Origin of the sequence: Luteibacter sp. 1214 (assembly GCF_031455395.1) — a bacterium.
GTDB classification, from domain to species: domain Bacteria; phylum Pseudomonadota; class Gammaproteobacteria; order Xanthomonadales; family Rhodanobacteraceae; genus Luteibacter; species Luteibacter mycovicinus.
This window is the reverse complement of sequence record NZ_JAVDSQ010000002.1, coordinates 431,540-458,064: the sequence shown is the minus strand read 5'-3', so window position 1 is coordinate 458,064 and position 26,525 is coordinate 431,540. Positions and strand designations below refer to the sequence as shown.

General features: G+C 66.2%; 20 protein-coding genes. 9 read left to right on the top strand and 11 right to left on the bottom strand.

Annotation, left to right across the window (positions count from 1 at the left end):
• Window position 1: 1 nt before the first annotated feature.
• Genes J2X57_RS06610 through J2X57_RS06600 form a run of 3 tightly spaced genes read right to left on the bottom strand, consistent with a single transcriptional unit; the run spans window position 2 to window position 2,828 of the window.
• A complete protein-coding gene (locus J2X57_RS06610) occupies window positions 2-1,348 on the bottom strand; it encodes a DUF4350 domain-containing protein (protein ID WP_309865087.1) in 1,347 nt (448 codons plus the stop codon).
• Window positions 1,348-2,103, bottom strand: coding sequence for an ABC transporter permease subunit (locus J2X57_RS06605; protein WP_309865084.1), 756 nt, complete (start codon window positions 2,101-2,103; stop codon window positions 1,348-1,350). Before J2X57_RS06605 ends, J2X57_RS06610 begins: the two co-directional genes overlap by 1 nt.
• Complete coding sequence (locus tag J2X57_RS06600; RefSeq protein ID WP_309865082.1) at window positions 2,100-2,828, bottom strand: ABC transporter ATP-binding protein; 729 nt, start codon at window positions 2,826-2,828, stop codon at window positions 2,100-2,102. The genes J2X57_RS06605 and J2X57_RS06600 overlap by 4 nt, the downstream gene beginning before the upstream one ends.
• Window positions 2,829-3,063: 235 nt before the next feature.
• Between J2X57_RS06600 and J2X57_RS06595 the strand changes: the two genes are divergently transcribed.
• Window positions 3,064-4,257 carry a fatty acid desaturase gene (locus tag J2X57_RS06595; protein ID WP_036109723.1) on the top strand — a complete coding sequence of 398 codons (1,194 nt, stop codon included), beginning with the start codon at window positions 3,064-3,066 and terminating at the stop codon, window positions 4,255-4,257.
• A 226-nt stretch (window positions 4,258-4,483) separates the two neighbouring features.
• Here the strand turns inward: J2X57_RS06595 and rpmG are convergent, their stop codons facing one another.
• Both rpmG and rpmB read right to left on the bottom strand, forming a co-directional pair.
• The gene (rpmG, locus tag J2X57_RS06590) at window positions 4,484-4,648 is read right to left on the bottom strand and encodes a 50S ribosomal protein L33 (protein WP_036109728.1); all 165 of its coding nucleotides are present in this window, start codon (window positions 4,646-4,648) and stop codon (window positions 4,484-4,486) included.
• 11 nt (window positions 4,649-4,659) lie between these two features.
• Complete coding sequence (gene rpmB, locus J2X57_RS06585; protein ID WP_036109731.1) at window positions 4,660-4,896, bottom strand: 50S ribosomal protein L28; 237 nt, start codon at window positions 4,894-4,896, stop codon at window positions 4,660-4,662.
• 305 nt (window positions 4,897-5,201) lie between these two features.
• On the opposite strand from rpmB, the gene secB reads away from it, so the two are divergent.
• From secB to J2X57_RS06570, 3 genes are all read left to right on the top strand, one after another.
• Complete coding sequence (gene secB / locus J2X57_RS06580; RefSeq protein ID WP_036109736.1) at window positions 5,202-5,696, top strand: protein-export chaperone SecB; 495 nt, start codon at window positions 5,202-5,204, stop codon at window positions 5,694-5,696.
• Window positions 5,697-5,699: 3 nt separating this feature from the next.
• The gene (locus tag J2X57_RS06575; RefSeq protein ID WP_309865071.1) at window positions 5,700-6,737 is read left to right on the top strand and encodes an NAD(P)H-dependent glycerol-3-phosphate dehydrogenase; all 1,038 of its coding nucleotides are present in this window, start codon (window positions 5,700-5,702) and stop codon (window positions 6,735-6,737) included.
• Between the two features lie 159 nt (window positions 6,738-6,896).
• A complete protein-coding gene (locus J2X57_RS06570; protein WP_309865068.1) occupies window positions 6,897-9,869 on the top strand; it encodes a DEAD/DEAH box helicase in 2,973 nt (990 codons plus the stop codon).
• A gap of 151 nt (window positions 9,870-10,020) precedes the next feature.
• Here J2X57_RS06570 and glk read toward each other — a convergent pair whose 3' ends face one another.
• Window positions 10,021-11,061: a glucokinase gene (gene glk, locus J2X57_RS06565; RefSeq protein ID WP_036109744.1), complete on the bottom strand. Its 1,041-nt coding sequence runs from the start codon at window positions 11,059-11,061 to the stop codon at window positions 10,021-10,023.
• A gap of 225 nt (window positions 11,062-11,286) precedes the next feature.
• On the opposite strand from glk, the gene ugpC reads away from it, so the two are divergent.
• From ugpC to J2X57_RS06550, 3 genes are all read left to right on the top strand, one after another.
• Window positions 11,287-12,381, top strand: a complete 1,095-nt coding sequence (gene ugpC, locus J2X57_RS06560) for a sn-glycerol-3-phosphate ABC transporter ATP-binding protein UgpC (protein ID WP_090352886.1) — start codon at window positions 11,287-11,289, stop codon at window positions 12,379-12,381.
• Between the two features lie 158 nt (window positions 12,382-12,539).
• Window positions 12,540-13,529 (top strand): porphobilinogen synthase, encoded by a 990-nt coding sequence (gene hemB / locus J2X57_RS06555; RefSeq protein ID WP_309865065.1) that lies wholly within the window; start codon window positions 12,540-12,542, stop codon window positions 13,527-13,529.
• A 71-nt stretch (window positions 13,530-13,600) separates the two neighbouring features.
• The gene (locus tag J2X57_RS06550; protein ID WP_036109754.1) at window positions 13,601-15,403 is read left to right on the top strand and encodes a monovalent cation:proton antiporter-2 (CPA2) family protein; all 1,803 of its coding nucleotides are present in this window, start codon (window positions 13,601-13,603) and stop codon (window positions 15,401-15,403) included.
• 84 nt (window positions 15,404-15,487) lie between these two features.
• Here J2X57_RS06550 and J2X57_RS06545 read toward each other — a convergent pair whose 3' ends face one another.
• Both J2X57_RS06545 and J2X57_RS06540 read right to left on the bottom strand, forming a co-directional pair.
• Window positions 15,488-18,943 (bottom strand): ankyrin repeat domain-containing protein, encoded by a 3,456-nt coding sequence (locus J2X57_RS06545; protein ID WP_309865062.1) that lies wholly within the window; start codon window positions 18,941-18,943, stop codon window positions 15,488-15,490.
• A 65-nt stretch (window positions 18,944-19,008) separates the two neighbouring features.
• Window positions 19,009-19,311 (bottom strand): YcgL domain-containing protein, encoded by a 303-nt coding sequence (locus tag J2X57_RS06540; protein WP_036109757.1) that lies wholly within the window; start codon window positions 19,309-19,311, stop codon window positions 19,009-19,011.
• 231 nt (window positions 19,312-19,542) lie between these two features.
• Between J2X57_RS06540 and J2X57_RS06535 the strand changes: the two genes are divergently transcribed.
• Entirely contained in the window at window positions 19,543-20,967 is a 1,425-nt protein-coding gene (locus tag J2X57_RS06535; RefSeq protein WP_309865059.1) for an outer membrane protein transport protein, read from the top strand.
• Between the two features lie 114 nt (window positions 20,968-21,081).
• Here the strand turns inward: J2X57_RS06535 and J2X57_RS06530 are convergent, their stop codons facing one another.
• Both J2X57_RS06530 and J2X57_RS06525 read right to left on the bottom strand, forming a co-directional pair.
• Window positions 21,082-21,780 carry a UPF0149 family protein gene (locus J2X57_RS06530; RefSeq protein ID WP_036109764.1) on the bottom strand — a complete coding sequence of 233 codons (699 nt, stop codon included), beginning with the start codon at window positions 21,778-21,780 and terminating at the stop codon, window positions 21,082-21,084.
• Window positions 21,781-21,789: 9 nt separating this feature from the next.
• The gene (locus J2X57_RS06525) at window positions 21,790-23,160 is read right to left on the bottom strand and encodes a glutamate--cysteine ligase (protein ID WP_036109768.1); all 1,371 of its coding nucleotides are present in this window, start codon (window positions 23,158-23,160) and stop codon (window positions 21,790-21,792) included.
• A gap of 248 nt (window positions 23,161-23,408) precedes the next feature.
• Here J2X57_RS06525 and J2X57_RS06520 point away from each other — a divergent pair, with 248 nt between their 5' ends.
• Complete coding sequence (locus J2X57_RS06520; RefSeq protein WP_079522287.1) at window positions 23,409-24,308, top strand: DUF3800 domain-containing protein; 900 nt, start codon at window positions 23,409-23,411, stop codon at window positions 24,306-24,308.
• Between the two features lie 219 nt (window positions 24,309-24,527).
• Here J2X57_RS06520 and rho read toward each other — a convergent pair whose 3' ends face one another.
• A complete protein-coding gene (gene rho / locus J2X57_RS06515; RefSeq protein ID WP_309865055.1) occupies window positions 24,528-26,411 on the bottom strand; it encodes a transcription termination factor Rho in 1,884 nt (627 codons plus the stop codon).
• Between the last annotated feature and the right edge of the window lie 114 nt (window positions 26,412-26,525).

The window sequence follows — 26,525 nt, the reverse complement described above, 5'->3', positions numbered from 1 at the left end:
GTCAGCGTCTCCGTCTGCGCCAGGCGATGCCGACGCCGAGGCCGAGCAGCGTCACCGGCAACGCGATGAGGAAGCCGAAGCTGATGGCGTTGAGCCCGTCCTGCGACAACGAGATCACCCGGTCCGGTGCACCGCGCGTCGGCAGGTCGACCAGTACGTCGTCGCCGAGGAGCCAGTCGAGCACGCGTTCGCCGAGCGCGCGATTGCCGCCATTGCCGATGTACGTGTTGGACAGGAAGTCGCCATCGCCGATCACGACGGCGCGCTGCTCATTGCGATCGGGGCTGGGTGACAGTCGGTTCAGGGCGAAGCCGAAATCCAGCGGACCCTTGAGTTCACCCGCTTCCGGGTGGAAGGCGATCGTCGACGGTCTGGCGTTATCGATACCGCCGAAGGCCGTCCAGCTGCGCTCGCCCGAGCGCAGGAAAGGCACCACGGCCCAGTCGTGGTCGGAGACCTGGGCCAGTCCCGATACCTGCGGGAAAAGGGTGCTTTCCCGGAACCCGCGAGTGATGGCGTGGAACGGGTAGTCGCCGAGCACGACCATCCGGGGATCGTTGACGTTGAGGGTGCTGCCCTGACCGTCGACGAGGACGCCCGGAAGCACACGCACGCCGAGCACGTCGGCCAGCGGGCCGGTGCCCAGATCCTCGTTACCCGGTTCGGTGAGCCAGAGCAGGTTGCCGCCGCCATGCACGTAGTCGACCAGCGCGGCGACGCTGTCCGCCGGAAGGGAGCTCGTGGGGCTGGCGAGCACGACCAGGTCGGTGTGATCCGGCACCCCGCGCGTCTGGCTGAAGTTGAGCGGTACGGCACGAATGCCGCGGCGCTCCACCTGGGTCATGAACGTGCCCAGGTCCGCATTGGCGCGACCGTCGGGCTGGCGTTCGCCGTCGCCGGTGACGAACGCGACCACGCGTTCGCCGCCCCGGGCCAGCCGCTCGAGGGCGTTCGACAGGTTGCGTTCGTTGATCGGGCTTTCGACCCGCTGCTCGCGGCCCTGATAGCGCACCAGCAGGGCGCCGTCGCCGGCGATACCGAGCTGGCGCGAGGCCGCCGGGTCGAGGTCGGGGTCGACGAAGGACAGCGTCAGGTCTTTCTTTTCACGCGTATAGCGCTCGATGACGGCGGCGATCTGCTCGCGCAGAGGCCCGGTGGGCGAGAGGTAGCCGACCACCTCGACCGGGCCGTGCAGTGTGTCGAGCACCGCCACACTTTCCGGCGCGAGGCTGGCGCGCGCGCCTCGCGACCAGTCGGCCGTCCATGTGTGACGTGTGCTGAGGAAACCGATGCAACCGGTGGCGACCAGCAGGCCGAGCAGGACGAGCCAGCGATCGAGGCGGCGCATTACTGGCGCTCCCGGTCGGCGCGGAGTCGGCGGATGGCGAGGATCAGTGACAGGGCGATGGCCAGTGCGAACCAGATGAGATCGCTGGAGACCACCAGCCCGCGAAGCAGGTTCTGCAGATGCGTGGCCATGGTCAGCCAGCCGAGAAAGCCGCCACTCAGGCCTGCCGCCTGAGCGCCCCGATCGATCGTCCAGAGGACGAGCGTCACGATGAGTGCCATCGCCGCGGCAATGGCAGGGAACGACGTCGCCGCGGAGCAGGCGAGGCCGATCGCGGCCAGTGTCGCCAGGAGCAGGGCCGTGCCCAGTGTCGCCGCGGCGAGCTTGCCCCAGTCGGCGGTGGATTCGGCACCGACCAGCAGGGGCATCGCCAGCGTGGCAAGCAGCCAAAGTGCCAGCCATCCGAGCACGGCGATGTATTTGCCCAGCACGATGCGTGTCGGTGACAGGCCCGTGGAGGCCAGCAGGGCGAGGGTGCCCGCGCGGCGTTCACCGGCGAGCTGGGTCATCGTCATCAGCGGGACCACCAGAAACGCGAGCTTGACCAGTTCCGCCAGCAGCGGAATGGCGACCAGATCCGTGAAGCCCGGCGCGTCGGCGATCCCCGCCAGCTTCACCTGCGCACCGAGAAATTGCCCGAGGCCCAGGACGAAGGTCCAGGCCAGCCAGGCGATGGTGAGTGCGGCGAGCGCCCATGCAAGCGGGCGGACAGCGAGGCGGCGCCATTCCAGGCGGGCGACGGCGGCGATGCTCATGCGCCGGCTCCCGTGGCGATGCCGAAGAAGACGGATTCGATGTCGCTGCCGTGGTCGTCGTGCAGCGGCGCATCGTGACGCAGGCGCCCTTCGTGAAGGATCGCCACGCGGTCGCACACGGCGACCACCTCACCGAGGACGTGAGTCGACAGGATCACAGCGGCACCGGCGGCGGCCCGCTCGCGGATCAGTCGGCGCAGCTCGCCCACCTGCACCGGATCCAGTGCATTGGCGGGTTCGTCGAGAATGATCAGCGCCGGGTCGTGGACGAGGGCGCAGGCGAGCCCGAGTCGCTGGCGCTGGCCCTGCGACAGGACCCCCGCGAGGCGCCTGCGAAGGTCGCCGAGCTGCAGGCGGGCGACGATCGTGTCCGCCGCGCGCTTTGCCACGGCCCGGCTGGCGCCGCGGAGCCGGGAAAACGCGATCAGGTGCTCGTCGACGGACAGCTCCGGCCACAGCGGGGCGCTTTCAGGCAGCCAGCCGAGCAGACGTCGCGCCATGGTCGGTTGCCGAGCGAAATCCATGCCGTCCAGCTCGATATGTCCGCTGTCAGGGCGAAGGGCACCGGCGAGCATCGAAAGCGTGGTGGACTTGCCCGCGCCATTGACGCCGAGGAGGCCCAGGACTTCACCACGGTTCAGGCAAAACGACACCCCCTCGACGGCCAGGCGCCCGGCACGGCGTCTCGTAACGTCTGCGACATTCAGCAAATGGGCCGCGCTCATGCGGCTACGTCGCCGAACACCGCGTAACGCGCACTATCTTGCGAGCAAAAAGACGCAGGGGAGTGATCATGCTGAACGAGCGAGGGGGCGGTCATCCCGCGATTGTGCGGAAAGGCGTTCGGAAACCACAACAGCGGGCTTCACATTTCGCCGAATTCCGTGCTGGTGGGTATGGAATCGGCTCGTTAGACTGGTACCTGTACGACCCCTTCACTTCCCGCGCGGTACCGACCTGATGCTCGACACCCTGCTCGATTTCCTGGCCAACGGCCTCACCCACGCAAGCTGGGGCGAGATCGCTGTCTATGTGCTCGTGGTCACCCAGCTCACCATTTTCACGGTGACGCTGTACTACCACCGCAGCGCGACCCATCGTGGTGTGGATTTCCACTGGACCCTCAACGGCTTCTTCCGTTTCTGGGGCTGGCTGACCACGGGTATGGTCGTCAAGGAATGGGTAGCGATCCATCGCAAGCATCACGCCAAGGTCGAGACCGAGGAAGATCCGCACAGCCCGCAGGTCTTCGGTATCAAGAAGGTCTTCCTGGACGGTGTGTCGCTCTATCGTGAGGCCAGCTACAACAAGGCCGACATGGAGAAGTACGGCCGTGGCACCCCCGACGACTGGTTCGAGCGCAAGCTGTTCGGCGCGCACCCGTACTGGGGCCCGGTGCTGATGGCCTTTATCGATGTCGCGCTGTTCGGCGTGATCGGCATGGCCATCTGGGCCGTGCAGATGATCTGGATTCCGTTCTGGGCCGCCGGTTTCGTCAACGGCATCGGCCACTGGTGGGGTTACCGCAACTTCGAAAGCTCCGACACCGCGACCAACATCTCGCCGTGGGGCTTCTGGATCGGCGGCGAAGAGCTGCATAACAATCATCACGCCTTCCCGAGCTCGGCCAAGTTCGCCCTGCGCAAGTGGGAGTTCGATATCGGCTGGGCGGTGATCTGCAGCCTGCGCTTCTTCCGTCTGGCCAAGGTGCTGCGTGTCGCGCCGACGCTGAACATCCGTCCGAACGTGCACCTGCCGGATGCCGAAACGCTCAAGGGCGTCCTCGCACTGCGTTTCCAGGCCACGACGGACTACTACCGCAACGTCATCCTTCCGACCATGCGCGAAGAAGTCAGTCAGGCCGGAGACAATCTGAAAGCCGTGCCGCGTCGTGTTCGTCGTGCGCTGGCCGACGGTGGTCGCTGGCTCGACAACGATGCGCGTGAGCGCATGCATGCCGCGCTGGCCAATCGCCCGGCGCTCACCACGGTGTGCGAGTTCCGCGCGCGCCTGGTCGCCCTGATGGAAGAGCGCGGTGCCGACAAGGCGCTGAAGTCTCTGCAGCAGTGGATCGTCGAGGCGGAAGAAAGCGGCATCCGTTCGTTGCAGCAGTTTGCCCAGCGGCTGAAGGGTTACTCGGCGGTCGGCGCCTAACACGATCAAGCCGATTCGAAAAAAGGGCCCGCCATCTGGCGGGCCCTTTTTTGTTTGGCACATGCGTAAGAGCCGTAAAGCCGCTTCGTAGCCGGGACATCGGGCTCGAGGTGGCGTAAGGCCTCATTCGCACGAATGTCGTGCTGAGGGTTCGCGCACGGAGTGCGCTCCTACGCGCGGCTTGCGCCGCGTAAATAAAAAAAGGCCGCCATTCGGCGGCCAATTTTTATTTGATCTTACCTTCCTTGTATTCCACATGCTTGCGGACGACAGGATCGTACTTCATGAACACCATCTTTTCCGGCGTGTTCTTCTTGTTCTTCGTGGTCGTGTAGAAGTGACCGGTGCCCGCGGTGGAAATCAGGCGGTGCTTATCGCGCTTGCTTGCCATGGTTGATCTCCTTAGATCTTTTCGCCGCGGGAACGGAGGTCGGCCAGCACGGCTTCGATGCCGTTCTTGTCGATGGTGCGCAGCGCGTGGTTGGAAACGCGGAGCTTCACCCAGCGGTTCTCGCTGGCGACCCAGAAGCGGCGCTCGTGCAGGTTCGGCAACCAGCGGCGACGGGTCTTGTTGTTTGCGTGCGAGACGTTGTTGCCGCTCTGCACGCCCTTATTGGTGACTTGGCATCTACGGGCCATGATGACCTCCTTTAGATTCGTTGGACCGCCCTTTGGCCAGGGTGGCGACGGCCCAGCCACGACCCGGTTACGGGGCGCCATGCGATGGCTGGAGGGGGTGGAACATCCCTGACAATGAGGCCCGCATCGCATGACGGGCGTTCCCGACGGATCGGGTTGGCATAGGGAAGCCGGGCATTCTCTCAGAATCCTACGTCGTCGCGCAAGCCGGACTGTGCGGGGCGCCGGGTTGTGTGAAACAATCCCGGCTTTCGTGCCAGCGGCACGTATCCCGCCCACACGACGCCTTCTCGAGGACTCACGCAATGGCAGAAATCACCGCCAACGGCCAGGCCGGCCAGCCGCAGCTCGTGCTGCAGAAGATCTACGTCAAGGATGCTTCCTTCGAAGCGCCGAACGCTCCGCAGGTGTTCCAGGAAATGGGCGAGACCGAGGCGCAGCCGCAGGTCCAGCTCAACCTCGGCCACAAGGCCGTCGACCTCGGCAACGACCTGTTCGAAGTCGTGCTCAGCCTCACCCTCACCTGCAACCTCGGCGAGCGCACCGCTTACCTCGCCGAAGTGCACCAGGCCGGCATCTTCGGCATCGGTGGTTTCACCGATGACGACCGCGACGGCATCCTCGGTTCGTACTGCCCGAACCTGCTGTTCCCTTACGCCCGTCAGATGGTCTCGGCGATGATCCAGGAAGGTGGCTTCCCGCCGTTCCTGCTGCAGCCGATCAACTTCGACGCCCTCTACGCCGAGCAGCAGCGTCAGCAGGTCGAAGGCGGCGCCGGTACCCATACGCTCAACAGCTGAGCGATGACCTCCGCCTCCCGACCCACCGTCGCCGTTCTCGGCGCCGGTTCCTGGGGTACCGCGCTGGCTGCGCTTCTGGCGCGCAACGACGTCCCCACCCGGTTGTGGGGGCGCGACGCCGACGCGCTCGCGGAAATGGCCGCGGCGCGTCGCAACCTGCGTTACCTGCCCGACCTCGACCTGCCGCTGGAACTCGCCTACGACGGCGACCTGGCCAGCGTGCTGCGGGGGGCGGACATCGTTCTGCTCGTGGTGCCGAGCCACGCGTTCGCCGCGCTGCTCGACCAGATCGTGCCCATGCTCGAACCCGGTGTCCGCATCTCGTGGGCTACCAAGGGTTTCGAGACGGGTACGGGGCGTTTCCTGCACGAACTGGTCAACGAAAAGCTTCCCGGCAGGCCTGCCGCGGTCGTCACCGGCCCCTCGTTCGCCCGCGAGGTGACCGCCGGCCTGCCCAGTGCCGTCACGGTCCACGCCACGGACGACGCCTTCGGCAAGGAACTCGCCGTGCTGCTGCACGCGCCCAACTTCCGCGCCTACACGGGTAACGACATCCTGGGGGCCGAGCTCGGCGGTGCGATGAAGAACGTGCTGGCTGTCGCCACCGGCGTCGCCGACGGTATGGAGCTGGGGCTCAACGCCCGCGCTGGCCTCATCACCCGCGGCATGAACGAGATGCTTCGCCTCGGTGTCGCGCTTGGGGCGCGTGCCGAGACGCTCATGGGCCTTGCCGGCCTGGGCGATCTCGTCCTGACCTGCACCGGCGACCTGTCACGAAACCGCCGCCTGGGTCTGGCCCTGGGCAGGGGCATTCCGTTGACGGAAGCGGTTCGCCAGATCGGTCAGGTGGTCGAGAGCGTCGTGACGGCCGACGAAGTCGCCCGCCTCGCCGGCTTCCATGGGCTGGACCTGCCCATCTCGGCCGCCGTCCGGTCGGTGCTGCATGGCGAAGTCACCCCGGAAGAGGGTCTGCGCACCCTCATGGGGCGCGAGCAGAAGGCGGAATATCCCGTCGATTTGTTTCCCCACCGCCGCGACTGACGCCGCGGCGCGTCTCCCGTCTGGCTGAACCGGGCCGGTCCGCCGGGTAAAAAGTCCTACGGGCACGTCATCCCGCCTTTGCTAAGCTTCCTGTTTTGGTCGCGCTGACAGGCTCGCATACGGATGCATCAACCGGACGACAAGCGCAGGCGTCACGCCATGGCAGAAGTGCTGCCTCTGGCGTGGCAGCGCGCATTCGACGAGCCGGCCGCTCCTCCGCTGGCCGAGCGCAGTGTGCTGGGTTTCTTCCTCGAGGGCGTCAACGACGACCACGAGCCGGCGGCCCGGCTGGATGCCGCTCCGGTCCTGCTCACGCTGAGTGCGGAGGGCCGTTACTCCCGCCCCCTGCCGCTGGATAGCCGCCACCTGCCCGAAGCCGCGCTCACGGTGGCCGAGAAGCGTCTGGCGGCCACGGTGCTCGGCCTGCCGCAGACCTTGCGCAAGAGTCGCAGCTACGCGCGTTTCGCCGGTGCGCTAGGCGACCAGCTCCTGGCTGAAGTGCTCGATGGCGCACCGTGTTTCTTCGGCGGCGTTGCCGGTCTGAAGCTGTCGCGCGGGCAGGCTCATCCCCTGAGCTGGCGCTGGAACCTCGAAAAGGACGGCAGCCAGAAGCTGGTGCCGGCGCTTCCGACCAGTCAGCGTCTTTTTCGTGTGGGCTCGCTCTGGTTCCTCGACGCGGAGCATGCCGAGATCGGTCCGCTGGAAGGTTCTCCTGACGAAGGCGCCTGGCTCGATCTTCCGCCTCTGCCGCCCGAAAGCACGGCCGCGTTCCTCGCCCGGATGGAAGGCACGCGCATGGGGCCGCGCGTGCCGCCGCCGCAGGTGTTCGGTGACATGCGTCGGGCGGAAGTTTCCCCGCGCCCGGTGCTCGTACTCCACGCCCTGACCCGGCATGCGCGGCTCGCCGCGGGTACGCCCCCCCTGGCCTATGGAAGGCTTGCCTTCGACTACGCAGGCGAGCGCCTGCCCGGACGCGGCGGTGAGCCGCTGGTCCGACGCGTGCGCAACGGTGCGCTGCTTGAAATCACGCGACGCCGTGCTGAAGAACTCGCCTCGATGGAAACGCTGGAAGGCGCAGGCCTCAATCCCGCGGTCGATACCGAGGGCTTGCCTTGGGACATGGCCGACACGCTGCCCGATGACGCGTGGCTGTTCCCGGGCAAGGGCTATGCCGGTGCGTTGGAGGTCAATACACCGGCCCGATGGCTTGCCTTGCGTCCCCGGCTCGAAGGCGATGGCTTCGTGCTGGAGTACGACCGCAGTTTCCCCTTCGAAGTGCTCGAGGGTCCCGTGCACTGGTACGGGAAGGCGCACGAAGACGACGCGGACCGTGCGTTCGATCTGGAAATCGGCATCGAAGTCGAGGGCAAGCGCGTCAACCTGCTGCCTGCCGTCGCGCAGGCGCTGGCCGAGCACCAGCTCAGTCTGAGCCCGACGCCCGGTGAGGCTGAAGACTCGGTCTGGTACGCGCCTGTCGACGAACGCCGTCGCGTCCCGGTGCGTCTGAAAGAATTGCGAGGCTTGCTCGCTCCGCTCGCCGAATACCTCGAGAAGCCGCGTCAGCAACTGCATCTGCCTCGCGTACAGGCCGGTCGTCTCGAAGAGCTCGCGCAGGCCTTGCCCAGTGGCGGCTCGTTCGAAGCGCCCGAGCGGCTGCGTGGTTTTACCAGGCGTCTGCGTGAAGCGGCCGAGCGCGCCAGCGATGTGGTTCCCGAGGCGTTGCAGGCGGAGCTTCGCGGCTATCAGCGCGATGGCCTGCGCTGGATGAACGCCCTTGCCGAAGCCGGTACTGGTGGCGTACTCGCCGACGACATGGGCCTGGGCAAGACGCTCCAGCTCATCACGCATCTGCTGGCGCTGAAGGAAAACGGCAACCTCGAGTCGCCCGCGCTCGTCGTCGTGCCGACCAGCCTCGTGCCGAACTGGTCGTCCGAACTCGCGCGCTTCGCACCGAGTCTGCGTGTCTTGGCGCTGCATGGTCCCCAACGCGCGGAAACGTTCGCGCACATCGGCGAGAACGATGTCATCCTCACGACGTACGCATTACTTCCGCGCGACGTCGAAACGCTGAAGAAGCAGGCGTTCTCCCTCGTGGTGCTCGACGAAGCGCAGCAGGTGAAGAACCCGCGCACGCAGGCGCGCCGCGCGTTGCTCGCGTTGAAGGTGCCGCGTTGCCTTTGCCTCACCGGCACGCCGCTGGAAAATCACCTCGGCGAATTGTGGTCGCAGATCGATCTCGCCGTGCCCGGCTTGCTGGGTGACGAAGGTGCGTTCCGTCGCCACTACCGTGCGCCGATCGAGAAGCACCAGGACATCGAGTGCCAGGACCGTCTGAACCGTCGCATTGCGCCGTTCATCCTTCGTCGCACCAAAGCGCAGGTCGCGTCGGAGTTGCCGGCGAAGACCGAGATCACACGTCGTGTGGTGATGGAGCCGCGTCAGCGCGATCTCTACGAAAGCCTGCGCCTCTCGCTGGCGGAGGAACTGCGCGAGGTCATCGCGCAGCGCGGCATCGCCCATAGCGGCATCGTGGTCCTCGATGCGCTGCTCAAGCTGCGTCAGGTCTGCTGCGATCCGCGGCTGGTGAAGCTCGAGGCCGCCCGTGGCGTGCGCGAGTCCGCCAAGTTCGAACTGTTGATGGACATGCTTCCCGCGCTGCTGGCCGAAGGCCGCCGTGTCCTGTTGTTCAGTCAGTTCACTGAAATGCTCAAGCTGATCGCGGTCGAGCTCGATCGACGGCGCATCAGTTACGTGACGCTGACGGGCGAAACGCGCGATCGCGCGGAGCCGGTGCAGCGCTTTCAGGACGGCGAGGTGCCGTTGTTCCTGCTCTCGCTCAAGGCGGGCGGCGTGGGCCTGAACCTGACCAGCGCCGATACCGTCATCCACTACGACCCCTGGTGGAATCCGGCGGCCGAGGCACAGGCCAGCGACCGTGCGCATCGCATCGGTCAGGACAAGCCCGTGTTCGTTTACCGGCTGATCACAGCGGGCACCGTCGAAGAACGCATCGAGGAACTTAAAGCCCGCAAGGCCGAGCTTGCCGACGCCGTGCTCGAAGGTGGCGGAAGCCGTGAGCGACTGAGCTTCGACGAAAGCGATCTCGACGCGCTGCTCGCTCCGCCGGCCTGAACCACTCGGTCTGCGGGCTCTCCCGCCGTGCTGCGTAGGAGCGATCGCGCACTCCCGGCGGACGGGAATCCCGGGTTCTCAACGGTCATGCGCGTCATCCGCGCGCCAGGCATCCACCTGCGCGCGGCATGACGTTTACCGGTCGACGGGCTTAACGGCGCAGCGGCGTACCGCCGGCTTCGACGATCGCCAGCGCGGCGCCACCGATGAGGCCCGGCTCCGGGTTCATGATGGCCTGGGTCGGTACCTGCTCCATGGTGTCGCGGAAGCGGCCCTTGGCTTCGAAGCGTTCGCGGAACTTGCCCTTCTGGATCCACGGCAGCAGGATCGGCGTCATGCCGCCTGTGAGGTACACGCCGTCCCACGCGCCCAGCGTGAGCACGAGGTCACCGGCCACGCTGCCGAAGATGCCCGCGAACGTTTCGACCGCGCGTGCGCACATGGGGCAGGTTTCGTCGGTGGCGCGCTTGGTGATCTCTTCCGGGGTGATGTCGGCCTGCGGCTTCTGACCGGAGATTTCGCAAATCGCCTCGTAGAGATTCACCAGACCCTGGCCACAGATCAGGCGTTCGTTGGACACGCGGCCGTAGCGAAGGTTGAGCACCTTGAGGATCTCGATGTCCTCGGCGCTGTGCGCCGCGAAGCCGGCATGGCCGCCTTCGGTCTGCAGCACGCTGACCTTGTCGCCACGAATGAGCAGGCCGCCCACGCCAAGCCCGGTGCCCGGACCGACGACGACGAAGGTCTGCTCTTCCTTGGCGCCGATTTTCGGCACGGGCAGGGTGCCGACTTCCACCAGATCCTGGTGGCCCTGGGCGTCCTTGTCCGCGCTCATCAGCATCACGGCCATCGACTGCGCCGCGAAGTCGTTCACCAGGTGAACCCACTCCAGATCCAGCTCCGCGGCGAGATTCTTCGCCGAGATGGCCCAGGGGTTGTTGGTGACCTTCACCGTCTCGCCGTTATCGATGCGACCGGCGGCGGCGATGATGGCGCGCTGCGCCTCGTGGCCGGTTTCCTTGAAGTACTGCTTGGCGGCATCGCCCAGCGACGCGTAGTCCTTGACGTGGTAACGCCGGATGCTTTCCTGGATAAGCGGTTGATCTGCTTCCGGATGCGCAATGCCGAAGCGCACGTTGGTGCCGCCGAGGTCGGCGAGCAGGGTCGGCGCCGCGGCGCTAACTTTGGACATGTTTTAAGGACCTGTCAGATCACGGAAGCCCGCAAGGTTGCCTCGCGCGGGCGCTGGCGTCTAGTGACGGTTTGCTCTGCGCCGTCTTGACATACGCAGAGCCTCCCGGTGTGACGGTGGGGACCGGCACTTTGACGTAAACGTTTACGTCGGCAGAATACCCCATCGCCCGGGTCAATGGCAGGCAGTTGCCTGCCAGGCACGGGTACAACGGGAGAGTATGTGATGGCAGTGGTTCGCCTCGAGAAGGTGCGCAAGGTTTATCCGAACGGGCATGTGGCCCTGAAGGAGGCGAGCTTCGAAATCGCCGATGGCGAACTGCTGGTGCTGGTCGGGCCCTCGGGTTGCGGCAAGACCACGCTGCTCCGGATGATCGCCGGACTCGAGTCCATCTCGGGTGGCACGCTGAGCATCGGCGACCGCGTCGTCAACGACGTGCCGCCGAAGGATCGCGACATCGCGATGGTCTTCCAGAACTACGCGCTGTACCCGCACATGACCGTTCGCGAGAACCTCGGCTTCGGCCTGCGCCTGCGCGGCGTGGACAAGGCGGAGATCGATCGCCGTGTCGCCGGCGCCTCGGAGATGCTCGGCCTCGACGAACGCCTCGATCATCGTCCCGCCGCGCTGTCCGGCGGTCAGCGGCAGCGCGTGGCGCTGGGGCGTGCGATGGTGCGCGATCCCTCCGTTTTCCTGCTCGACGAACCGCTGTCGAATCTGGATGCGAAGCTGCGCCTGTCCACACGCGTGGAGATCGCGCGTATTCACCGCCGCGTGGGCGCCACGATGGTGTACGTGACGCACGACCAGATCGAAGCGATGACGCTCGGTCAGCGCATCGTGGTGTTGAACGGCGGTGTGATCCAGCAGCTGGATACGCCGATGAATCTCTACAACAAGCCGGCGAATCTTTTCGTCGCGGGTTTCCTCGGCAGCCCCGCCATGAATCTTTTCCACGGGACGCTGCGTCGCGCCGACGGGCTTCGTCTGGAGATGAAGGATGGCTCGCTCGCGCTCGCCACCGAGGCGGCCGCACTCGACCCCTACATCGATAAGCCGCTGATCGTCGGGGTACGCCCGGAGGACCTGCTCACGGTCAGCGACCATCCCGGTGTCGACGCACGCCTGCAGGCGCATGTCGACGTGGTGGAGCCCGTGGGTAACGAAGTGTTCCTCAACATGCGTCACGGTAGCGAAGAGCTCGTCTCGCGCGTACCGCCCCATTCGACGGTGCAGCCGGACAGCGACGTCGCGCTGGGCTTCCATCTGGAGCGGGTCCACTTCTTCGATCCGGAAACCACGCTGCGAATCGACGTGTAAGCATGGGGCGGGGCGGCCCCATGGCGGCGTTCCGCCGATGCGCTATACCCCCCGGCCGTCGTATCGGTGGGCGTGAGACGCCTGCGACGCCTTGCCACCACCGGCGCGTCGGCCGAGGCGTAAAATGGAGCGATCGCCAACCAACAGGCCGCCGTCCCATGACTTTTCCCGCCGTCCGCATGCGCCGCATGCGCCGCGACGCTTTCTCCCGCGCCCTTATGCGCGAGAACGTGCTCACCGTGTCCGACCTGATCATGGTCGCTTTCGTGGTCGATGGCGAAGGCGTGCGCCAGCCGGTCTCGTCCATGCCGGGTGTCGACCGGCTGTCGATCGATGAACTGCTGAAGCTCGCCGAGGAGTGCGTCGCCCTGGGTATACCGGCGCTGGCGCTGTTCCCGTCCGTCGGCGACGGGGTGAAAAGCGAAGACGCCCGTGAGGCGTGGAATCCCGATGCCCTGTTCCAGCGCGCCACGCGCGAGCTGAAGAAGCGCTTTCCGGAACTGGGTCTCATCGGTGACGTGGCACTCGATCCGTACACCACGCACGGTCAGGACGGTCTGATCGACGCCGACGGTTACGTCATGAACGAGCCGACCGTGGAGGCGCTGATCAAGATGTCGCTGGCCCAGGCCGAAGCGGGCATGGACTTCGTGGCTCCTTCGGACATGATGGACGGCCGCATCGGCGCGATTCGCGACGCGCTCGAAGACGCCGGCTACATCCACACCCGCATCCTTGCGTATTCGGCGAAGTACGCGTCGAGTTTCTACGGCCCGTTCCGCGACGCGGTCGGCTCGTCGGCCAATCTGGGCAAGGGCAACAAGCACACCTATCAGATGGACGTCGGCAACAGCGACGAGGCCCTGCGCGAGGTCGAACTGGATCTCGCCGAAGGCGCCGATGCCGTGATGGTGAAGCCGGGCCTGCCTTATCTGGACATCGTACGGCGGGTGAAAGACGCCTTCGGCGCGCCCACGTTCGTCTATCAGGTCAGCGGGGAGTACGCCATGATCAAGGCGGCCTCGCAGAACGGCTGGCTGGACGAGAGGGCCGTCGTCATGGAATCGCTGCTGGCGATGAAACGGGCGGGCGCCGATGCGATCCTGACCTACTTCGCGGTGGACGTGGCGCGCTGGCTGAAGGGTTGAGCGGCATTTCGTCCAAAACGGCAGCGGGATCCGCATGACATAATCCGGGACGATTTCCCGGGAGCCGCAGCATGGATGGACATCACTTTCTAGAGACGGCCGTCGTCTTCCTGCTGGCGACGGTGGTTGCCGTGCCGCTCACCAAACGCTTCCGTCTGGGTGCCGTGCTGGGTTACCTGCTGGCGGGCGTCGTCATCGGGCCGTCCGTCCTCGGCCTGGTCAGCGACACCGAGGGCGTTGCGACGATCTCCGATTTCGGCGTCGTGCTGATGCTGTTCGTGATCGGCCTCGAGCTGTCGCCGTCTCGCCTGTGGGTGATGCGCCGTGCGGTGTTCGGCAGCGGCAGCCTGCAGGTGATCACCTGCGCGCTCGCCCTGGGTGCTATCGGCTACTTCCTGTTCGGCCTGACCTGGAAGGCGGGCGTGATCGTCGGTGGCAGCCTTGCGCTGTCGTCCACCGCGTTCGGCCTTCAGATCCTCGCTGAGCGCAAAGAGGCCGGCGCCGCCTACGGTCGCCAGGCCTTCGCCATCCTGCTCTTCCAGGATCTCGCCGCCATTCCGTTGATCGCCGCGGTGCCGTTGCTCGGTGGCGCGGTCGCCCACGGCGCGCACGGTCCCGACACGATGAGCGTGGTCCGGGTCGTCGGCACCATCTTCGCCGTGATCCTCGGCGGCCGGCTGCTGCTGCGCCATGTGTTCCGCTTCGTCGCCCGCGCCAAGAGCACCGAGGTGTTCACCGCGACGGCGCTGCTGGTGGTCATGGGCACGGCATGGCTGATGGAGCTGGCGGGCATCTCCGTGACGCTCGGCGCGTTCCTCGCCGGCCTGCTGCTGGCGGATTCGGAGTATCGCCACGAGCTCGAGTCGAATATCGAACCCTTCAAGGGGCTGCTGCTCGGCCTGTTCTTCGTCAGCGTGGGCATGTCGGTCGACCTCGCGTTGCTGGTCGCCAAGCCGCTGCTCGTGCTGGGCATGGTGGCGCTGCTGCTCACGGTCAAGGCCTTGCTGATCGTTCCGCTGGGCCGGCTGGTCGCCTCGCTGACCACCGCCGATTCGGTGCGCCTGGCGGCCGTGCTGGCGAGCGGCGGCGAATTCGCCTTCGTCATCCTCAACCTCGCACAGCAGAATCGCCTGATCGACGACAGCCAGCGTGGCCTCATGGTCATGGCGATCTCGCTGTCGATGGCGCTGACGCCGTTGCTCGTGCTTGCCGCGTCGCGTCTCGTGCATGAGCGTGTGCGCAAGCCGGACCGTGCATTCGACACCATCGAGGCCGATACGCCCCGCGTCATCATCGCCGGCTTCGGGCGCATGGGCCAGATCGTCGCTCGCGTGCTGCGTGCGCAGGGCATCCAGTTCGTCGCATTGGAGAGCTCGGTGGAGCAGGTGGAAACCTCGCGCCGCTTCGGCGGCACGTCGCTGTTTTTCGGCGATCCCGGGCGTCCGGAAATGCTGCGTGCCGCGCAGGCGGACAAGGCCGAGGTGTTCGTCATCGCCACCGACGATCCCGAAGCCAACATCCGCACCGCGCGGCTGGTGAAGCGCCAGTACCCGCACCTCAAGATCGTCGCCCGCGCGCGTAACCGTCAGCATGCGTTCCGTCTCATGGATATCGGCATCGAAGATCCCGTGCGCGAGACCTTCTACTCCAGCCTGGAGATGACCCGCCACGTGCTCCAGTCGCTGGACATGTCGGCCGACGTCGTCGACAGCCGCATCGCGCGGTTCCGCAAGCACGACGAGCAGGTGCTGCGCGCGCAGTACCTGGTGTATGACGACGATGCCGCCCTCATGCAGTCCTCGAAGGAAGCCCTGCACGACCTGCAGCAGCTCTTCGAGGCCGATGCGGTGGAAGAGCGCGAAAAGGAAGCCTGACCCTGAAGAGGCGAGCGCGCTCGCTGTAGGAGCGAGCCCCGCTCGCGACAGCCCGTCGCGAGGGAGCCACAGGCGGCCGTGGTCTTAGTCCGGCTGCGCCGGCTGCCGCAAGGTCTGCCTTACGCTCGGAATCGCGCCGACACGCGTTCCGAGCTCATGCGCAATATCCACGTACCCAAGATGCCGCGCGACGTCGCCAGCGGTCCGGCCGAACGCATCGGCCGCCTGACGGTTCGCACCGCGATGGATCAGGACGCGGGCCGGGCCCAGCAGCGCATGCATCGCGCTTGCGTGCAGCGCGCTGACGCCGCGATGGTCGGCGTGTTCGATCTTCGCGCCCGCGTCGAGCAGGACGGGTACCAGCGCGCCAAGGTGGGTGGCATCCGCCTCGGTACCGGGGCGCAGATGCGCACCCAGCAGCATCAGCAGCGGGGTCACGCCGTCCTTGTCCGCCTTGTTCACATCGGCACCCTTGCAGATGACCGTATCGAGCAGGCGGCGTGCGCGCAGGCTGTCGCTACTGCTGAAGCAGTACTGCGCGGCGGCATGCAGCGCCGTGTGTCCGTGCGCGTCCTCGGCGCGGGCATCGGCGCCTGCCGCGAGCAGCATCTCGGCGATCTCGGGGTGGCCGAGGGCGGCGGCGATCATCAGGGCGGTCGTATCGCCCGGCAGTCGCTGGTCCGCCGCCACGCCGCGCGCGAGCAACGCTTCGACGATCGTGTCGCGACGCGCGTTCACCGCGGCGGCTAGTGGCGTGATGCCCGACGCGGCGGCGAGCGTGGGATCGGCGCCCGCTTCGATGAGGTGTTCGGCCACATCCCGCCGTCCGGCGCCGGCGGCACGAAGCAGGGCGGTGGCGCCTTGCGCATCGCGCGTGTCCACGGCGAAACCGAGTTCGAGCAGCCGGTCGACCGCCTGTATGTCGCCCGCCGCGGCGGCGGCGGGTAAGTCATCGGCACGCAGCGGACGGCGCGGCAGTGGCCACGCGGTCCAGCTCAGCCAGCGCTCGACATCGCCATGGCCGATGCCGAGGCCGTACGGCGTCTCGCCATTGACGTCCGCCGCTTCCGGGTCCGCGCCATGAGCGACCAGCAGGCGGACGAGGGGCAGGCTCTCGCCGCCCTGTTCCAGCGCGGCATGCAGGGGCGTACGGCCTCCCGCGTCGCGCACGTTCGGGTCCATGCCCCGGGCGAGCAAGGCACCGAGCAACGCGCTGCGGCCGGTGGCCGCCGCCATGTGTACCGGCGTGCGACCGCGCGCGTCGGCGCCGAAGGGGTCGGCACCGGCTTCGAGCATCGCGAGCGTCAGGCGTTCGTCGGCACCGTCCAGGCGGCACACCGCCTGACCTAGGAGGCCCGCACCCGCGGGGGTGGCGCCCGCGCGCATCAGCTGCAGCAGCGCGTCGGCCGACTGGGGAAGCTGGGGGAGCAGGGCGTCGAACAGCCGGCGACCGGTCGTGTCGGTTCCGTCGGCCGGGGGCGCCAGCCGCGCCTCGGCATGAAGGCCATGGTCCAGCAGCCACGCGCGTGCCGCGTCGAAGCCCGTGCCAGCCAGATCGACATACAGCGCGGCGAGTTCTTCCGCGGGCCAAGCGCGAACCTTGGCGGTGAACGTGGACGCGACGGCCCAGTGTCCGAAGCGCAAGGCATCGTAGAGATGCATCGGCGAATCCGCCCCCGCCTCCGGTACGACCGATTCGCTCAGCGATGTCGGCAGTGGCGTCTCCGGGTCGAGCAGGGCGACGAAGTCCCAGCGGCCCGTACCGGCCGCGTGGTCGAGCGCGCTGCGTCCATCCGCGCCGGCTTCCTTCGGCTGGGCTCCCAGCGCGAGCAGCGCGCGTACCGTGGCGGCCTGGGCGCGCGGCGACTGGCAGGCCAGCGTCAGCGCGTCGCGTCCGTGGCTGTCGCGCGGCGAGGCATTGGCCTGGGCGTCGGCCAGCAACTGGACGATGCCGTGAGCGCCGGCACGCGCGGCCTCCATGAGGGCGGTGGTGCCATGCCGGTCGGCGAGGTTCGGCTGAGCGTGGGCCTGAAGCAGGGCCCGGGCGATCTGCTCGTGACCTTCCGCGGAGGCGGCGATCAGGGCCGAGCGTCCGTGGGCGTCGGTGGCGTTCACCGGTGCCTTGTAGCGCAGCAGCACCTTCACACCTTCCGCGTCGTCGTCGGCGATACCGGCGGCGGCGACCAGGGCGGGCTCGCCGCCGACGGGAGCGGGTTTGGCACCGTGCTCGAGAAGGAAGCGTACGAGTGCCCAGTTGGCCGCGCGGCACGCGATGGCCAGCGGCGTGTCGCCGGCGGCGTTGACGGCGTCGACCGGCGCGCCTGCATCGAGCAGCATGGCGGCGACGGTCGGCTCGGCGCTGAGCACCGCCCCGTGCAGTGCGGTGTTGCCCTCGGCATCGGTGGCGGCGGCGTTCGCGCCGTTGGTCAGCAGGGTGAGGACGGCTTCAGGGCGACCGTGCCAGCTGTCGCGCGTCGCGGCGTGCAACGCGGTCACGCCCTGATGGGCACGGCTGACCTGCGCGCCACGCGCGATCAGCGCACGCAGCAGGCGGATGTCGGGGGAAAGGGCGGCGAGCGTCAGCACGGGGCGCTGGTCGCGATCGCCCGGTTCCGCGGCGGTGTTGGGGTCGGCACCGGCTTCGACGAGCGCCACGGCCCGTGCGATGTCGCCTTCGCGGGCCGCTGCCAGGAGCGCGTGCTCACGTACGCCGGGCTGACTTTCTTCGGTGCTGAGTACGGGAATGGGCGGAGGCGGCGCAGCCACGTCCGGCTCGATGCCCGGCTCACGCCGGGGCTCGGCGCGGGCCGTACGGATATGCCCGCGGCGCTCGCAGAGCAGCGCACGCAGGGTGCGGTTCGCGATCACCATGCCGGCGACGGGCAGCAGCACCACGCCATAGATCGCCAGCGCGGCGATCCGCATCTCCGGGGGAAAGACGCCGTACAGGCCGGAGAGGGCCACGGCGCAAAAGGCGAGTACGAGCAGGCTGAAGGCGGCGGGCAGGAAATGCGAGAAGAAACGTTCCTCGGCGGAAAGGTGGCGGCCGAAGCTGACCGAGCGGGCCACCGCGGTGAAGATCCACGAGCCGTTACCGCTGTCCTCGGGGTAGGCATCGTCCCAGAGGAAAAGAAGTCCGAACGCCGGCCACATGCGCCACAGCGCCGCCAGCGCGACCACGAGCGTCGCTGCCAGTAACAGCGCCACGCCCAGGCTGGGCGCCTGCGTCAGCTTGAGCAGCGGCCAGGCGACGAGCACGAACACGACGAAGGTGTAGGCCGTGAAGATCACGACGTGCGCCGAACCACGGCGCAAGGCCGTACGCAGGAAGCTCGTTTCGGGATCGAAACCGATCGCGTGACAGACCGCGGCCATCACCAGGGCGTTAGCGAGCAGCAGCGGAATCAGCGCAAGCGGCGACGCCGTGAGACCCGCGCAGGCGACAGCGGCGAGGGCGGGAAGGAACCAGGGCAGCGCCTTGATCAGCGATGGTCGACGACGTTTGGGATTGGCCATGCGCGCGAGTATACGGACGCGCATGGCATCACGCGGTAACGACGTGTTAACCCATGCCGCGCACTCTGCCTGTGCGCGGATTCGGCCGATCAGACGCGCACGAGCGTCCGGTCGGGGTCGATCTCGCGATTGTGGTTCGGCTGATTGCAGACGGTGAGCGTGTCGCCGGGAGGCGTCTGCAGATGCCAGCCGCAACCCGCGAGGTTGATGAGCACCTGCTCAGTGTCGTTGTGCGGGAGCTTGCGCTGCGGCGTGAGTTCGAACTCCAGCACGAAGCGGAGCTCACCCAGCAGGAGGACGAGCGGCTCGGGAAGCATGTCGAAGCCGTCCCGGCGGGTCATCCAGACGTAAGTATCGGGCTTGCGAAGGCTTGCGTAGACGTAGCAGTGCATGACGGCGGTCTCGCTTGCGGATCGGCAGCATACGTTAGCAAAAGAGGGGCGACGCAAGTGTGCATAAACGTCGGATGTTTCGACTTTGTTGCACATGCACTTGCAAATTATTCGTCAAGTCGTCCAGAGTCCCACCCCAGATTGTTAAACGCGCGTATGAAAACGGCTAACTTTTCCGTTTCGCGCACGTGACATCGACCCAGAACAGAACAAAAGCAGGAGCCACCACGCATGCAGAAGTTGACCCATACCCGTTCGCTGGCCGTCGCCGCCCTTTCGCTGGCCATCGCCGGCGCGCTGGTGGCTCCGCAGGCCGCTCACGCCAGCGCCTTCCAGCTGAAGGAAAACAGCGCCGCCGCCCTCGGTCGCGCTTTCGCCGGTTCCGCCGCCGCGGGTGACGACGCCTCGGTGATCGTGAACAACCCGGCCGCCATGAGCCTGCTCAAGGGCACCACGTTCCAGGCCGACGTCACCGGCATCAACTTCAGCACCAAGTTCCACGGCACCGCGACCGACGCGCAGGGTCGTCCCATCTCGGGCGGCAACGGCGGCGACGCCGGCACCACGATCCCGGTTCCGGCGTTCTACGTCGCGACCCAGGTCAGCGATCGCTGGCACATCGGCCTCGGCCTGACCGCCCCGTTCGGTTTCAAGACCGAATACGACTCCGACTGGAAGGGTCGTTACAACGCCATCAAGTCCGACTTCAAGTCGTATGACGCGACGCTGTCGGCGTCGTTCGACGTGACGGACGACTTCGCCCTCGGCGCAAGCTTCATCGCGCAGAAGACGACCGCGGAACTGACCAGTGCGATCAACTACAACACGGTCGGCCTCGGCCTGATTCAGCGCGCCGCCGCCGCGGGTCAGCTGCCGCCCGCCACCGCCCGCGCCCTGGCCGCACAGTACGCCGCCGTGGTTCCGCCGGGTAGCGACGGCGTCGCCAAGATCAAGGGTGACGACTGGGCCTACGGCTGGCAGATCGGTGGTCTGTGGAAGCTGACCCAGAACGACCGCATCGCCCTGAACTACCGCAGCAAGATCAGCCACAAGCTGGAAGGCACCGGTAACTTCACGATGCCGAGCAACGTGACGGCCGTGCTGTCCAACCCGGCCGTCGGTGCGCTGCTCGGTTCGGGCCAGCCGCCGTTCACCCACACCAACGGTACGGCTGACTTCACCACGCCGTCCGTCGCCACCGCGAGCTTCTGGCACCAGGACGTGAAGTTCGGCCTGGGCTTCGATCTGTCGTGGACCAAGTGGAACGAGTTCAAGGACCTCACGGTCAACTACTCGAACCCGAACCAGCCGTCCACCAGCGAAGACTACAGCTGGCGCAACAGCTACTTCCTGTCCGCCGGTGGCGAGTACTACCCGACCGACAAGCTGACGCTGCGCGCCGGTGTCGCCGTCGACACGACGCCGACCTACGACGATACCCGCTCCCCGCGCGTGCCGGACTCGACCCGCAAGTGGCTGGCCTTCGGTATCGGCTACAAGGCCACCGACCGTTTCGAAGTCAACGCGGGTTACGCCCACATCTTCGTGAACAAGGCTCACATCGCTGGCGTCACCAATGCCACCAACGACCGTCTGGTCGGCCAGAACGACGACAAGGGCAACCTGCTGAGCGTCTCGGCCAAGTACCAGTTCTGATCGTCTCCCCGATCGGCTGATACGAGCCAGTAAAAAAACCTCCCCGGTGACGGGGAGGTTTTTTTGTGGGTGGCCTTCAGGCCAGTCGAACGGGATCGCGCGCGGGGCGCGCTCCTACAGGCCTTCGGCGCCGTGGCATTTTTTGAATTTCTTGCCGCTGCCGCATGGGCAGACGTCGTTGCGGCCGACTTTCGACTCGTCGCGCTGTACGGGCTTGCCGTGCCGCGGATGGCGGCGACGGTAGAGCTGGGCGAGCTGGAACGGGATCTCGTTGAGCAGATTCATCCGCTCCTCGAACGACGGCAGGGCCACCGTCGGTGTGCCCGGGTCCGGATCGGTCTGATCCGCCGTCAGGGTCAGCAGCATGCCGACGAACGGATAGGTCTTTTCATCCAGCCACTCGGACCATTCCTCTTCCCACTCGCTGAGGGCGAAGCGAAAGCCCAGCGCCCAGTCGCTCGCGAGCGGGAAGTCGCCATTGTACGAAGCGACGTCCTCGATCTCGTCGAATTCCTCGGGCGAGTCGATGAAGGGCAGAGCGTCTTCCGCCAGTACCTTGGGATCGCCCGACACGCGTGCCTCGATCACCGCCCAGAATTCCTTGAGCAGCGTGGCGACCTCCGCGTGCACGGCCTCGGACTCCCAGGGCGTCGCCTCGTCGGTGTCGAGGATCGCCATGCAGTCGTCGATGTCGACGTCGGCCGGGCCCACGATCGCCGCCGAGAAGAGCCCGTCCAGCGTCTCCAGCGAATAGCGGTTGGTCGAGATCAGGAGGTCGTCGAGACGGCCCAGGCGCGTTTCATTCATCTGCATGGCAATGACTCAGTAAGCGTAGTCGCGGAACACGGGATCGACGCTGCCGTTCCATTCGCTCTGGAAGAGCTCGAGCTTGGTGTCGGCCTGGGTTTTGCCGGAGAGGGCGATCTCTTCCAGCGGTTCGAGGTAGACGGATTCGTCGACGCCGCGGTGACCGGTGCGGTTGCGCCGCTTGAGGCCTTCGCGGGCGATCTTCACCGCCTCCAGTGACAGCTCGCGCACGCTGTGGTCGCGGAAGCGAAGCGCGAGCGCCTCCTTCGGTACGCCGTCACGCAGCGCGTGGCGCTCGGCCTTCGTGAAGTCCTTCACGAGGTCCCATGCGGCGTCCAGCGCGGTGTCGTCGTACAGCAGGCCCACCCAGAACGCGGGCAGTGCGCACAGCGAGTTCCACGTGCTGGTATCGGCGCCGCGCATCTCGAGGTACTGCTTCAGGCGCACCTCGGGGAAGGCGGTGGTCAGGTGATCGGCCCAGTCGCGCATGTTGGCCTTCTCGCCCGGCAAGGCGGCCAGCTCACCACGCATGAACTTCTTGAAGTCCTGGCCGGACAGGTCGACATACTTGCCGTCGCGATAGCTGAAGTACATCGGCACGTCGAGGATGTAGTCGACGTAGCGCTCGTAGCCGAAACCGTCTTCGAAAACGAAATCGAGCATGCCCGTGCGGTCGGCGTCGGTATCGGTCCAGACGTGCGAACGATACGACTTGTAACCGTTGGGCTTGCCTTCGGTGAAGGGGGAGTTGGCGAACAGCGCCGTGGCGATCGGCTGCAGCGCGAGGCCCACGCGGAACTTCTTCACCATGTCCGCCTCGGTCGCGTAGTCGAGGTTGACCTGCACCGTGCAGGTGCGCGTCATCATGTCGAGGCCGAGCGAACCGACCTTGGGCATGTACTCGCGCATGATCTTGTAGCGGCCCTTGGGCATCCACGGCATCTGGTCGCGACGCCACTTGGGCTGGAAGCCCATTCCCAGGAAGCCGATGCCGAGTTCCTCGGCCACCGAGCGGACTTCCTTCAGGTGGTTGGTGACTTCGTCGCAGGTCTCGTGGATCGTCTCCAGCGGCGCACCGGAGAGCTCCAGCTGCCCGGCCGGTTCGAGGGTGATGTTCGCCATGCCCTTGGTCAGCGCGACCGGGGTGTCGCCTTCACGGGCCACGTCCCAGCCGAAGCGCGTCGCCAGGGTCTCCAGTAGCTGGCGGATGCCCGGACGGTCCCCGTCGAACGGTGGCGGGGTGAGGTCATCGCTGTAGAAGCCGAATTTCTCGTGCTCCGTTCCGATGCGCCAGGCTTCACGCGGCTTCTCGCCCCTGGCGAGATAGGCGACCAGATCGTCACGGTCGCCGATGGGCGTGCTCTTGGCGGCGCTGGGGATGGACACGGGGCTTTCCTTGAAGAGGGGGCTTTTTGGCCGGATGCGGCCCAGATGGGGGCGCATGCCCGCCGGGAAAAGGTGGCATGCCGGCGGCGCAGGGTAGCAAATGCGTCGGCGAGTCGGTGAAAACGAGGAGGTCGGGACCTTCTGCCCTTGCCGACCCTGGCGCTCGTCAGTCGCGCAGCTATCCAGGCATGCGTCGATGCTTCCTATACTCTGGCGGCAATATGCATCGACAAGGGAGTCATGAGGCGATGACCGTCAAGCGAAGGTCAAGCAAGGAGCAAGAGCCTGAGGCGTTGCCGACCGGCCAATGGGTGCTGCCGTTGTCGCCCGGGGTCGATCACGCGGTCGATGAGGCTCTGGCCGTGGCGCCAGCAGGCCGGTTCAGTAACTACGTCGTTTACGTTGACGAGAGCGGCGATCATGGTCTTGAAACCGTAGACCCGAACTATCCTGTTTTCGTGCTGGCATTTTGTGTCTTTCACAAAGGGCATTATGCGGATGCCATCGTCCCCGCGATCGAGTCATTCAAGTTCAGGCACTTCGGGCATGACATCGTCGTGCTTCACGAACACGACATACGGAAGGAAAAGGGAATCTTCCGCTTCAACAATCGCCTGGAAAAGGAAGTTTTCCTTGACGAGCTCACTGGGTTGATCGACACGAGCAACTTTATTCTGATCAGCTGCGTCATCAGCAAGGCGAGGCTCAGGGAGCGTGCTCAGCTTGAAAGCAATCCATACCATCTGGCTCTCGGATTCTGTCTCGAGACGCTGTTTGAGCTTGTTGAGGAGAAAGAACAGGGCGATCGTCCGACTCACGTCGTCGTTGAGTGCCGAGGTAAAAAAGAAGATCGTGATCTGGAGCTGGAATTCCGGAGAATTTGTGACGGCGCTAACAGGTGGGGGCGCCAGCTGCCATTCGCCATTAAATTCGCCGACAAGAAGACCAACTCCTCCGGACTGCAACTCGCCGATCTCGTAGCCCGGCCCATCGGCCTGTCGGTCCTTCGACCGCAAAGCCCTAATCGGGCATTTGAGGTGCTCAAGCGTAAGTTCTTCTGCAAAGGAGGGCGCAAAAAGCTTGGCGTCGACTTCGAAGGGTGGGGGCTCAAGCTTTTCCCTGACGCAGAAAGCGAAAAGCCCCGGTGAACTCACCGAGGCTATGACGCCGACCGGGAACCCCCAGTCCACTTAGGCGTGAAGTTTAGAACGGGGCGGCCAGTGGCACAAGGCACCCCCCTTCGCCGTCGATACGTTGCAAATTCTCGCGCGCGCCTCTCACTTGCCTGACCGGCGCGTGTGCTGGCACTCCAAAGACGAAGAGGCCGCCCGATGGGCGGCCTCTTCGCAAGATCCGGTGCGGCGCGATCAGCGCTTCATCGAATTGAAGAACTCGTCGTTGGACTTCGTGTTCTTCATCTTGTCGAGCATGAACTCCATCGCGGCGAGCTCATCCATCGGGTGCAGCAGCTTGCGCAGGATCCAGATCTTGGCGAGCAGGTCCGGATCGATGAGCAGGTCTTCGCGGCGGGTGCCCGAGCGGTTGATATCGATGGCCGGATAGACGCGCTTCTCGGAGATACGACGGGACAGGTGCACTTCCATGTTGCCGGTGCCCTTGAACTCTTCGTAGATCACCTCATCCATCTTGGAGCCCGTGTCGGTCAGCGCGGTGGCGATGATCGTCAGGCTGCCGCCTTCCTCGACGTTACGCGCCGCGCCGAAGAAGCGCTTGGGGCGCTGCAGGGCATTGGCGTCGACACCGCCGGTGAGGACCTTGCCGGAGCTCGGTACCACGGTGTTGTAGGCACGGGCCAGGCGGGTGATCGAGTCGAGCAGGATCACCACGTCCTTCTTGTGCTCGACCAGACGCTTGGCGCGCTCGATCACCATTTCGGCGACCTGCACATGGCGAACGGCCGGCTCGTCGAAGGTCGAGCTGATGACTTCGGCGCGAACCGTGCGCGCGATTTCCGTGACTTCCTCAGGGCGCTCATCGATCAGCAGCATGATCAGATGGACGTCCGGATGGTTGTACTGGATAGCCTGCGCGATGTTCTGCAACATCATCGTCTTACCGGATTTCGGCTGGGAGACGATGAGGCCACGCTGGCCGCGGCCAATGGGTGCGACCAAGTCGAGAATGCGGCCCGTGATGTCCTCGGTGGACCCGTTTCCGCGCTCGAGCTTGAACGACTTGCGCGGGAACAGCGGGGTGAGGTTCTCGAACAGCAGCTTGTTCTTCGACGCCTCCGGCGGATCGCCGTTGATGTCGTCGACCTTGAGCATCGCGAAGTAACGCTCGCCTTCCTTGGGATGGCGGACGCGTCCGGTGATGTAATCACCCGTGCGCAGGTTGAAGCGGCGGATCTGGCTGGGGGAGACGTAGATGTCGTCCGGGCCGGCCAGGTACGACTCGTCGGCCGAGCGCAGGAAGCCGAAGCCGTCCTGGAGGATTTCGAGCACGCCCTCCGCCCAGATGCCGCCGCCCGAACGGGCGTGGGCCTTCAGGATATTGAAGACGACGTCCTGCTTGCGCTGGCGGGCCACGCCCTCGCGGACACCGAGCGACTCGGCGAACTCGAGCAGCTGGATCGCGTTCTTGCGCTTGAGTTCGGTCAGGTTGATCAGGCGATCGTTGCTGCCGGCGTCGGCGTTCTCGTCATCGTCGACGGGATAACCGTTGTTGTTGCGCGGGTGCTGGTAGTTGCCGCCGTTGCCGGGGTTACCGCCACCTGGGCGCTGCTGGTTGTTCCGGTCGCCACGGTCGCCACGGTCGCCGCGGTCGTTGCGTTCGTTCCGGCGACGACGGCCCCGGCCCTCGCGCTCGTTGTTCGGGTTATTCGGGTTGTTCGGGTTGTTACGGTCGTTGCGATTCGGCTGCTGGTTGGGGTTGTCGCCCCGGGCCTGCTGCTGACCGCCCTGACCCTGACCCTGACCGCCGCCCTGCGAAGGGGCAGGCTGGCCGCCGTCGCGCGTTTCATTCGACGGGGCCGCGGGGCGCGGCTCCGCCGGTGACGCCGGCGCGTTGCTCAACTGCAACTCGGCCTGCGGCGCCGGTGTCGGTACCGGAGGCAGCGGCGGCGGAGACTTGACCGCCGGCGGCGCGACGGGAGCCGGCGCGGGTGCGCTCGTCTCTACCGCGGGTGCGGCGGCTGGCGCCTTTCGGCGCGTACGGGGACGCGGTTCGGTCGCAGGCTGGTCGCCGGCGCCCTTGGCGTCGATGGAATCTTTAGTTTCGATATCGGACACGGGCAAACCTCACGGGGCGCCGTTAAAAGAAGAAGGGAGAGGGTTCGCGACTGGAGGGGACAAGCGGTGTCCCGGCGAACTCCTAGAGCCTAGCATCGCGTGAGGCGCGGCGTA